Below are 8,160 nucleotides of genomic sequence, written 5' to 3'. Positions count from 1 at the left end.
GTGGGTATCCCCTGCTTCAGCCGGGGATACCCACGCAAGATCAAGGATGGGAAGACTCCGGCGGAGCAACGGGGACACAGAGAACCGGTGACACACAGGAACGGAGAAGATGCGTGCCGTATCAACGGACACATCTTCCCGCCCACCGGTTCCCGCGTTCACCGAATCCCGGCAACTTCCGTCCGGCGAAAGGGCTCAACCCGGCTCGCCGCGGCGACACCGCCTCCGGGTCACCGCAGGTGTCAGGGGCGTACGCCCCGGTGCAGTGCCACCACACCACCGGTGAGATTGCGCCAGGCCACCTGCGACCAGCCGGCCTTCTGCAGCAGCTGGGCAAGCCCGGCCTGGTCGGGCCAGGCGCGGATGGACTCGGCGAGATAGACGTACGCGTCGGGGTTGGACGACACGGCGCGCGCGACCGGCGGCAGCGCCCGCATCAGGTACTCGGTGTAGACCGTGCGGAACGGCGCCCAGGTCGGCTGCGAGAACTCGCAGATCACCACCCGGCCGCCCGGCTTGGTCACCCGGTGCAACTCGCGCAGCGCCGTATCCGTGTCCTGGACGTTGCGCAGTCCGAAGGAGATCGTCACCGCGTCGAACGTCTCGTCGCGGAACGGCAGTTTCGTGGCGTCGCCCGCGGTGAACGGCAGCCAGGGGTGCCGCTTCTTGCCCACTTGGAGCATGCCGACGGAGAAGTCGCACGGCACGACGTACGCACCGGTCGCGGCGAAGGGCAGCGAGGATGTCGCCGTGCCCGCGGCCAGGTCGAGGACCTTCTCCGCCGGGCGGGCGTGCACCGCCTTCGCGACCTCCTTGCGCCACAGCCGGGCCTGGCCGAGCGACAGCACGTCGTTGGTGAGGTCGTAGTTCGCCGCCACGTCGTCGAACATCGAGGCGACTTCGTGCGGCTGCTTGTCCAGGGATGCTCGGGTCACGCACCCATTCAAGCAGCCCGGCCGACGGCGCCTCTCGCCGGTCGCGGGTCGGCGGCCGGGCGGCCGGAAGTCGGCTTCGACCGTTCGGGTGCGTGGTGGGCACCGCGCGTCGGTGGACCACGTCACCGCCCGAGAGCCCACCCTCCTCCACGACGTGGGCGGCCCGCGTCACTCCGCATGCGTCCTGCGTCGTCCCTGCGCCGCCGGGGCCGGTGCGGAGGCCGTGGACGGACGGAGGGGACACGTGGACATCCGCCGGGGCGAGTGGCAGGCCCTCACCGCCCGCCCCGGCGCGGGCTCACACCCCCGGGATGCCCCGGTCCTGGAACGCCTTCCGCACGGCATCCGCCGCGCCCTTGCCATACATCTGCTGCGCGGTCGCGATCGTCGTCAGGGCCGCGTGCTGGAAGCCGGTGTCCGGCGCGAAGCCGAACTGGGCGTTGACGATGATCCGGTCGGCCTCGCGCGCGCCGAGCGCGCCGCGGATGTCGAACAGGGCCCGCGACCAGATCTCACCGTCCGCGTGCACCTCGCCCACCTTGTCCGCGTAGGTCTTGTCGCCGTCGACGCGGCGCAGGCAGTGCGGCACGGAGGAGGTGTACGAGACGGAATCCCAGTCCGCGACGCAGCCCGGATCGGTCTTGCGCGGCCAGCCGTACTTGGAGTCCGCGTACGCGCCGACCGACACGGCCAGGTAGTCGCCCCAGGCCTCTCCGATGGACCCGGCCTCCTCCGACGTGCCGAAGCCGGGAACTTGGGCATTGTGCACGGCGTGCCCGTACTCGTGGACGATCACCTCCGCGTCCTCCGCATCGTCGACCCCGCCCTTGCCGAAGCGGATCTCGGCCTTCTTGTCGGTGAAGAAGGAGTTGTCGGCGCCCCACTGGTTGATGCGGACGGGCTGGGCCCGGTCGTTGGCGCCGGGCAGCTCGCTGCCGAAGCCGAGGCTCTGCAGGTACTCCTGCGCCTCGTTGACCCAGAAGTAGGCCATCACCTGCTCGAACTGGTCGTCCTTGCGGGTGTACGTGCCCGCGTCGGCGACCTTCGCGGAGGATCCGGTGTCGGATCTGATGTACGCCCACTTGCCGGAGAGCCCGCCGCTGCCGTCCAGGTTGCGCAGGGCGGCCAGGGCGTAGGCGTCGGCGGGCACGGCGGTGGCCGAGTCCTTGGCGTCGGTCAGGTTCTGGTTCCCGGAGGACTGCACGGGGTTGACCATGAAGACCCGCCCCTGCGGGGAGTCGGCGGCCGATGCCGTGACGGGGGCGGCGAGGGTGGCGAGCGCCACGGTGGTGGTGGCCGTGGCGAGCAGAACGCGGGATATGCGGCAGGCCATGAACATCCTCCTGATGGGTGGAGTACGTGGGCGGCGTGCGGGGGGCGGTAGGGCGCTGCGGGATCTTCCCGCACCCCGGGCCCGTGTGACCAGGGGCCCGACGTTGCGGTTCGCCCGGTCACCCACACTGGAATGCCGTCCCGGTCACCGCCGCCGGTACACCAGCCGCCCGCCCAGCACCGTGGCCACGCATGTCCCCGCCCCCGCCGCGCAGAGCGCGGCCTCGTCCGGAACATCGAAGACCGCGAGGTCGGCGCGGCCGCCGACAGTGAGCGGGCCGTGCGCGGACCCGGGCAGGTCGTGCCCCTCCGCGAACGGGTCCAGACTCGGTTCGCCGATGAGGATGCCGGGGGCGCCGACGGCCGAGACCTCTGCCATGCCCGAGCGGGCCACCGCGGCGCGGACGGCCGGGTCGTGGAGCCGGCCCGCGAGGTGTGTCGTGCCGTACCGCAGCATCTGCTGCAGCCCGCGCCGTACGCTGCCCGCCCGTCGCGTCGCGTCCATCCCGGCGGCCAGCTGCTCGACCGCCTCGCCCCACAGCGGCCGGTCGCCGAGCTCGTCCGCCTCGCGCGGGTCGGGGTGGTAGCAGCGGGTGAGCAGCCAGACGGCGTGCCATTGCCGCAGACCGGGGGTGAGGACGCCGGGCCACTGGCGGACGCGGGCCGTCGGGTGGGCGGCCATGACGTCGTCGTACGGGCCGAGGGCGACGATCCGGTCGCCGTCCACGGCCACCGCGCCCTGCCGGACGGCAGCCGCGCCGACCGGAAGAACCAGCGGCGCGGCATGAACGGTCAGCAATGCGGCCTCAGTTGGCGCTCAGGAGCTTCAGCTCCGGATGCGCGGTGCCGCCTTCGATCGCGGTGGAAGAGATGTGCGAGACCACTCGCTCGTCGACCGGGTCGTTCGCCGGGTCGTCGTGGACGACGAGGTGCTCGTAGGTCGTGGCGCGCTGCGCCGGGACGCGGCCCGCCTTGCGGATCAGGTCGATGATCTCCAGGCGGTTGGAGCGGTGCTTGGCACCCGCCGAGGAGACGACGTTCTCCTCCAGCATGATCGAGCCGAGGTCGTCCGCGCCGTAGTGCAGCGACAGCTGGCCGACCTCCTTGCCCGTGGTCAGCCAGGAGCCCTGGATGTGCGCGACGTTGTCGAGGAAGAGCCGGGCGATGGCGATCATCCGCAGGTACTCGAAGAGCGTGGCCTGCGTCTGCCCCTTCAGGTGGTTGTTCTCCGGCTGGTACGTGTACGGGATGAACGCGCGGAAGCCACCGGTCCGGTCCTGCACGTCGCGGATCATCCGCAGGTGCTCGATGCGCTCGGCGTTGGTCTCGCCGGTGCCCATCAGCATGGTGGAGGTGGACTCGACACCGAGCCGGTGCGCCGCCTCCATGATCTCCAGCCAGCGCTCACCGGACTCCTTGAGCGGGGCGATCGCCTTGCGCGGCCGGGCCGGCAGCAGCTCGGCACCGGCTCCCGCGAAGGAGTCGAGACCGGCGGTGTGGATCCGCTGGATGGCCTCCTCGACGGAGACCTTGGAGATCCGGGCCATGTGCTCGACCTCGGAGGCGCCCAGCGAGTGGATCACCAGCTGCGGGAACGCCTTCTTGATCGCGGAGAAGTGCTCCTCGTAGTACTCGACGCCGTAGTCCGGGTGGTGTCCACCCTGGAACATGATCTGCGTGCCGCCGAGTTCGACGGTCTCCGCGCAGCGGCGCAGGATGTCGTCGAGGTCGCGGGACCAGCCCTTGGCGGTGTCCTTCGGTGCGGCGTAGAAGGCGCAGAACTTGCAGGCCGTGACGCACACGTTGGTGTAGTTGATGTTGCGCTCGATGATGTACGTCGCGATGTGCTCCGTACCGGCGTAACGGCGGCGGCGCACGGCGTCGGCGGCCGCACCCAGTGCGTGCAGCGGCGCCGACCGGTAGAGGTCGAGTGCCTCCTCCGGAGTGATCCGCCCGCCCTCGGCGGCTCGGTCGAGGATGGGCTGGAGGTCGGCCTTCTCGGTCACCGGGCTGTCACCTTTCGGCGGTTTTTCAACGGATCTACGGACCGGTTCAGCCTACGCCAGCCCCTGCCGGGGTCAGCGGCCGGACCGGCTGAGCGTGCCGTACGGAAGACCCGCGCCCCTCTCCTCGGACGTGAAGCGCAGTGTGCCGTCGCCGGCGAGGGTGAAGACGACGTCGGTGGTGGTGCTCGTGCACAGCCCGGCGGTGCTGGGGCGGTCCGGATCGGCGCGCTCCCGGAGCGTCAGTTCCTTGGCCGTGCCCGAGGAGAGCCGGGCGATGCTGTGGCAGCTGACGGTCACTCCGAGGGTGGAGACCGTGGTGTTCATACGGACGACGTCGGCGCCCTTCTTCCCCTCGGTGAACACGGCGGTGAGGGTGCCGTGCGGTTGCCCGGAGGTCTTCTCGGTCAGCGGCCCCTTCCAGGTGCCGACGAACGCCTTCGGCAGTGCGGTGACCTGGTCCGTGCCGCCGGTGCCCGCGCCCGTCGGGGGCGACGGCCGGGTGGAGGAGGTGGTGGGCGGGGGCTTGGCCACACCGTCGTGCTCCCCGACGTCGCCGCCACCGCTGCCCGGCAGCAGATCGAAGAGGAAGGCGCTGCCCACGGTCACGGCGGCGAGCGCCCCCGCCACCGCGAGGGCGACGGTGCAACTGAGCCTGCGTCCGCGGTTCCGGTCGGGGCACTCGGGCCCGGAGTCGGCGCTGACGGTGACGGAGAAGCGGGGATCGGGGGTACGGGGGCCGGGGGCACGGGGGGCTGCGGTACGGGGGCCGGGCAGCCCGGTCGAGTTGTCCCCCGGAGCCTCGGCCGGCTGATGCGTCCGAGGTGGGACGGTCGGCTCGATCGGCGGCCCGAACACCCCGAGCGCACCGCCCACGGCCTGCGCCCCGTTGCTCCCCTGTGTCCCGTCGGCCTGGGCATCGAGGAACGCGTTGCTGAACGGCACCGGCCCAGACTGCACGGGCGCGTCCTGCGGTTCCAGGTCCAGCAGTGCCACCGCGGCCCGGCTGAGCTCACGCACCAGGGTGCCGGGCAGCCAGCCCGCCGCCACCCGCGCGGCCGCCCCGTCCGGCGCCAGCCGCCGGGCCAGCTCCGACGGAGTGGGCCGGAGCGCCGGGTCCTTCGCGAGGCACGCGGCGATCACCTCCCGCAGCTCACCCTCGATCTCGCCCAGCTCCGGTTCCTCGTGCACCACCTTGTAGAGGAGCACCGCCGAGGAGTCGCCGAGGAAGGGGGCGAGGCCCGTTGCCGCGTACGCGAGCACCGCGCCGAGCGAGAAGATGTCGGCCGCGCCCGAGATGTCCAGGCCCCGGATCTGCTCCGGTGCCATGTAGCCGGGCGAGCCGACCGAGACGCCGGTGGAGGTGAGCGAGGCGGTGGCGTCGATGGCGCGGGCGATGCCGAAGTCGATCAGGCGGGGGCCGTCGAGGGCGAGCAGTACGTTGGACGGCTTCACATCGCGGTGGATGAGTCCCTGCCCATGCACGGCGGCCAGCGCCTCCGCGAGTCCGGCGCCCAGGGTCCGTACCGACTGTTCGGGCAGCGGCCCGTGCTCGGCCACCGCCCCCGACAGCGGCGGCCCGGCGACATAGCCGGTGGCCACCCACGGCACGGGCGCGTCCGGATCGGCGTCCAGCACGGGCGCCGTCCACTGCGCGCCGATCCGCCGCGCCGCGTCCACCTCGCGGCGGAACCGGGCCCGGAACTGCTCGTCGAGAGCGAAGTGCGGATGGACGACCTTGACCGCGACGGTGCGTCCCCCCGCGCTGCGCCCCAGATAGACCCGGCCCATGCCGCCTGCACCGAGTCTGCCGAGCAAACGGTAAGAGCCGATGGTGAGCGGCTCGCCGGCTTCCAGCGGCTGCATATGGACTCCCCCTGTGGACCGGCCGGACCTCCGACCGAAGCCTAGGGGGCGAAGGTCATGCGGTCACAGAGAAAGCATCCGCCGATATCGCCCCTATGGGAACGAACAGCGGTTTTCGACACAGCGAAAGGCGCGAATGTGTCGTTCACTCGAACGATTCCTGTACTCAACCGGGACCCACCCCGGACACCATCCGCTATTCGGGATACGACGCACGGGGTGGCCGGTCGCGGCATTCGCGGCATTCGCCGGAAGGGAATCCGCAGGACCGGGCAATAAATACCGGGCTATAAATAACGCCGACGTGGGCGGGGAAGGGCAGAAGGTTCAGGATTCATCCATGGCCCGGCCCTTTCCCGCGCGCACGGATCAGTGGTCGAGGAGCTCGACGTTCACATCTGCCGGGAAGCCGGTCGTCGGCCCCGTCCGGCGCGCGAACTCCCGTACGCCCTCCAGCTGGGCCGCACCGAAGCGGAAGTCCAGCGTCGTGAAGTACCGCTCCAGCAGTTCCGCGTCGAAGACCTCCCAGCGCGCCGCGGTCTCCGCGACCTTGGTGACCTCTTCCAGGGACAGGTCGCGCGAGGCAAGGAACGCCCGGTGGACCTCGTTCACCATGGCCGGGTGGGCGGCCAGGTAGTCCTTGCGGGCCGCCCAGACGGCGAAGACGAACGGCAGCCCCGTCCACTCCTTCCACATCTGCCCGAGGTCATGGACCTGCAGACCGAGCCGCGGCGCATCGTGCAGCGAGGCACGCAGCGCGGCGTCGCCGATGAGCACGGCGGCGTCCGCCTCCTGCATCATCAGGCCGAGGTCGGGCGGGCAGGTGTAGTAGTCCGGCGACACCTTGTACCGCTCGGCGAGCAGCAGCTGGGCGAGGCGGACGGAGGTGCGCGAGGTGGAGCCCAGCGCCACCCGGGCGCCGTCGAGCTCCTCCAGCGGCCGCTGGGAGACGATCACGCACGACATGACGGGCCCGTCGCAGCCGACCGCGATGTCGGGGAAGGCCACGAGCTGATCGGCGTTGCGCAGGTACTCGACCAGGGTGATGGGGCCGATGTCGAGATCACCGCGCACCAGCTGCTCACTGAGCTTCTCCGGGGTGTCCTTCGACAGCTCCAGGTCGAGCAGGGTTCCGGTCCGTGCCAGACCCCAGTAGAGGGGGAGGCAGTTCAGGAACTGGATGTGGCCGACGCGCGGCCTGCTGCGACGGTCGTCGCCTGCTGCGGGAGAGACGGTTGAATTGTCCACATCGCGAGGCTAGACCCGCGCGGGGAGCTCGGCGCCACCGGGGCTCGGAGGCTCACCGGATCCCACTCCCCGGACCGTCTCGGACCGGTCCACGACCACCCTCCCGGCCACCCTCGGACCGCCCTCGGACCGCCCTCGGACCGCCCTCGGACCGCCCTCGGACCCCTATGTTCGTCAGCTCATCGGCACGGCTATCAAACATCCGAGTGAAGTGATCTTTCCCTCTATCCCTCCGCACATGCTGCGTGCTAGGCTCGTCGCCAAGTTGCAGTTTGGTTTCCCTTGCAGTACAGAGCCTGCGGAGCATGTAACCCGCAGGCTTTTGTAGTTTTCAGACTTCTTTGCAGGTTCTGGAGCAGGGCAACCCTTTGGCCCAAGGAGGGCTTATGGCTACCGGAACCGTCAAGTGGTTCAACGCTGAAAAGGGCTTCGGCTTCATCGCCCAGGACGGCGGCGGCCCGGATGTCTTTGTTCACTACTCCGCGATCAACGCGTCCGGGTTCCGCTCCCTCGAGGAGAACCAGGTCGTGAACTTCGACGTCACTCAGGGGCCGAAGGGCCCGCAGGCTGAGAACGTCAGCCCGGCCTAGTTGCCCGGGTCGGCCGATCGCGGCCGGCATTGCAGTACCCAAGGAGCCCCGCTCCTCCGCTTCGGCGGGGAATGGGGCTCCTGCCTTTTCTGGCTCTTCGCCCAGATGTGTGGGTCGGTTCGCGTCGTGGCACGAACAACGCCGCACCCTCCGTAGTTTCTTGATCGCCAAGATCGGAAACGACGT

Annotated in this window: 7 protein-coding genes; 1 reads left to right on the top strand and 6 read right to left on the bottom strand. The window is 70.5% G+C overall.

What is annotated here, in order from left to right:
• Window positions 1-242: 242 nt before the first annotated feature.
• The 6 genes from ABZV38_RS38605 to ABZV38_RS38580 all read right to left on the bottom strand — a co-directional run bounded on the left by ABZV38_RS38605 (window position 243) and on the right by ABZV38_RS38580 (window position 7,384).
• Window positions 243-935: a demethylmenaquinone methyltransferase gene (locus tag ABZV38_RS38605; protein ID WP_356333423.1), complete on the bottom strand. Its 693-nt coding sequence runs from the start codon at window positions 933-935 to the stop codon at window positions 243-245.
• Between the two features lie 298 nt (window positions 936-1,233).
• Window positions 1,234-2,268: a M36 family metallopeptidase gene (locus ABZV38_RS38600; RefSeq protein ID WP_356333421.1), complete on the bottom strand. Its 1,035-nt coding sequence runs from the start codon at window positions 2,266-2,268 to the stop codon at window positions 1,234-1,236.
• Window positions 2,269-2,412: 144 nt separating this feature from the next.
• Window positions 2,413-3,066: a hypothetical protein gene (locus tag ABZV38_RS38595; RefSeq protein WP_356333419.1), complete on the bottom strand. Its 654-nt coding sequence runs from the start codon at window positions 3,064-3,066 to the stop codon at window positions 2,413-2,415.
• 7 nt (window positions 3,067-3,073) lie between these two features.
• Window positions 3,074-4,273 (bottom strand): cyclic dehypoxanthinyl futalosine synthase, encoded by a 1,200-nt coding sequence (gene mqnC, locus ABZV38_RS38590; protein WP_356000439.1) that lies wholly within the window; start codon window positions 4,271-4,273, stop codon window positions 3,074-3,076.
• A gap of 72 nt (window positions 4,274-4,345) precedes the next feature.
• On the bottom strand, window positions 4,346-6,136 hold the full coding sequence (locus ABZV38_RS38585) for a protein kinase (protein WP_356333417.1): 1,791 nt from the start codon (window positions 6,134-6,136) through the stop codon (window positions 4,346-4,348).
• Between the two features lie 369 nt (window positions 6,137-6,505).
• Entirely contained in the window at window positions 6,506-7,384 is an 879-nt protein-coding gene (locus ABZV38_RS38580; protein ID WP_356333415.1) for a menaquinone biosynthesis protein, read from the bottom strand.
• A gap of 386 nt (window positions 7,385-7,770) precedes the next feature.
• Here ABZV38_RS38580 and ABZV38_RS38575 point away from each other — a divergent pair, with 386 nt between their 5' ends.
• Window positions 7,771-7,974, top strand: coding sequence for a cold-shock protein (locus ABZV38_RS38575; RefSeq protein ID WP_037693088.1), 204 nt, complete (start codon window positions 7,771-7,773; stop codon window positions 7,972-7,974).
• Window positions 7,975-8,160 lie beyond the last annotated feature (186 nt).

The organism is Streptomyces sp. NPDC005181 (assembly GCF_040608395.1).
Taxonomy (GTDB): domain Bacteria; phylum Actinomycetota; class Actinomycetes; order Streptomycetales; family Streptomycetaceae; genus Streptomyces.
The sequence above is the reverse complement of the archived record's forward strand: the minus strand, read 5'-3'. Positions and strand labels throughout refer to the sequence as shown.

Bases quoted from the DNA above. Each gene is read 5' to 3' on its own strand.
- ABZV38_RS38585 (WP_356333417.1), bottom strand. From the start codon at position 6,136: ATGCAGCCGCTGGAAGCCGGCGAGCCGCTCACCATCGGCTCTTACCGT.
- ABZV38_RS38575 (WP_037693088.1), top strand. From the start codon at position 7,771: ATGGCTACCGGAACCGTCAAGTGGTTCAACGCTGAAAAGGGCTTCGGC.
- ABZV38_RS38600 (WP_356333421.1), bottom strand. From the start codon at position 2,268: ATGGCCTGCCGCATATCCCGCGTTCTGCTCGCCACGGCCACCACCACC.